Source organism: Neisseria sp. P0022.S010, assembly GCF_051956635.1.
Genome location: NZ_JBQCXF010000541.1, coordinates 1 through 1,985 on the forward strand (window position 1 = coordinate 1; position 1,985 = coordinate 1,985).

Below are 1,985 nucleotides of genomic sequence, written 5' to 3' on the forward strand. Positions count from 1 at the left end.
CGTATATGCTGCGTGTGCAGATGAGGCATTATACCGCATTGGTTGGTTAAGGATTTTTAAAAGGCAGACATAGTTTCGCTTCAATCGCATAAAGTTTCAGACGGCCTTTATTTTGTCAGTCAAACAACTCGCCCTGCGCCTGCTCTTTGGTTACGCGTACGTCGGTTTCGCCGTCGGCAAAAGTGATGTGCAGTTTCTGTCCTTGTTTCAACATATCGGCATTGCGGATAACTTGTCCGCGTGTGTTTTTGACGACGGAAAAGCCGCGCTCCAGAATATGTTGCGGCGATACGGCTTCGAGCAATGCGGCTTGGGCGGTCAGGCTTTGACGTCGGTGGACAAGCAGCTGGCGGAAGGAGTGCGACAAGGCCGTCTGAAAGCGGTCGATATTTTGTGTGTAAACGGAAACATTAGGACGGCAATGTTTCAGGGTTTGGGTTTGGCGTTCAAAACGGGCGGTGTGGGCACGGAGGTTTTGCGTCATCGAGTAAGACAGCATTTGCGCCAGCTTGCTGATTGAGGTGCGCTGCTCGTCAAGTTTTTGGCGCGGATGACGGATTTGCCGCGCCAGCCAGTCGAGTTTTTGGCTAGCATCGAAATATCGTTGCTCCAAAACGGTTTTCAGACGGCCTTGCGCTTGGGCGAGGCGGTGTAGCGATTCTTGGCGGTTGGGGCTGACCAGCTCTGCCGCACCGGTCGGTGTCGGTGCGCGCACGTCGGCAACAAAATCGGCGAGCGTGAAATCGGTTTCGTGGCCTACGCCGCTGACGACGGGAATCGCGCAGGCTTCGATGGCGCGTACAACCGGCTCTTCATTAAACGCCCACAAGTCTTCAATGCTGCCGCCGCCACGACAGACAATCAGCACATCACACTCGGCGCGTAACGAAGCGGTTTTAATCGCTTGGGCAATTTGCAACTCGCTGCCTGTGCCTTGAACGGGTGTCGGATAAACGATAACGGGAATTTCGGGCGCGCGGCGGTTTAAGGTGGTCACGACATCGCGCAAAGCCGCCGCCGCCAGGCTGGTGACGATGCCGATACATTGCGGACGGGTGGGTAACGGTTTTTTGCGTTCCGCTGAAAACGCGCCTTCCGCCTGCAACTGCGCTTTCAATCGTTCATAGGCTTCGTAAAGCTGCCCCAAACCTTTGAGCCGCACCTCATTTACGGTAATTTGAAATTCGCCCCGCGCTTCATAAATGCTGATTTTTCCTGATACTTCGATATGGTCGCCTTCTTTCAAAGGCTTTGCCAAGCGCATGGCCGCACCCTTAAACATCGCGCAACGCACCTGCGCGCGGCTGTCTTTGAGCGAGAAATAATAATGTCCGCTGGCGGCACGGGTCAGGTTGGATACTTCACCGGCAATCCACAAGCCTGCGAGATGGTCTTCCAGCAAGGCTTTGGCAAGGGCGTTGAGTTCGGATACGGAAATGGAGGAGGGCGCGAAAAGTTCGGACATTGCGAAACAGGAAAAATTTGGGAAAGCTGAATTATAAGGGTTTTAGAGCGATTCGTTGTATTCGTTTTCATGAAACTTGCGCCCTTTGTTTTAATATTATCAAAGCCGCATGTTCAGACGGCCTTGTCTGGGCGGGCTTGTGTTATATTATCGTTTGATTTTCGCTTCAAAAGCCGTGCGTATGCCCAAACTCCACCAAATTATCGAACGCCATTGGCAATCCCCAAATCCGTTTTTGTCTTTGCTGTTAAAACCATTATCCAAGCTGTTTGCCAAAATTGCGGCAAAACGGCGCGATGATTTTGTTTCAGGCCGTCTGAAAAGCGAAAAATTGCCTGTGCCGGTGGTGGTGGTCGGCAATATCCATGCAGGCGGAACAGGGAAAACGCCGATAGTCGCCGCGCTGGTGTCGGGTTTGCAGGAAAAGGGCGTTAAGGTCGGCATCATCAGCTGAGGTTACGGACGCAAGATTAAGACGGTTCATGTATTGAATACAGCCAGCAGTGCGGCAGATGCAGGT

At 52.6% G+C, this 1,985-nt stretch carries 1 protein-coding gene and 1 pseudogene; one reads left to right on the top strand and one right to left on the bottom strand.

The window, feature by feature from the left end:
* Nucleotides 1-115 precede the first annotated feature (115 nt).
* Entirely contained in the window at nucleotides 116-1,465 is a 1,350-nt protein-coding gene (gene xseA / locus ACTHUT_RS19155) for an exodeoxyribonuclease VII large subunit (RefSeq protein ID WP_250600121.1), read from the bottom strand.
* A gap of 181 nt (nucleotides 1,466-1,646) precedes the next feature.
* Here xseA and ACTHUT_RS19160 point away from each other — a divergent pair.
* Nucleotides 1,647-1,985 (top strand): annotated as a pseudogene (locus tag ACTHUT_RS19160) (tetraacyldisaccharide 4'-kinase); the annotation flags it as partial.

Coding starts and splice junctions, on each gene's coding strand:
- xseA (WP_250600121.1), bottom strand. CDS start 1,465: ATGTCCGAACTTTTCGCGCCCTCCTCCATTTCCGTATCCGAACTCAAC.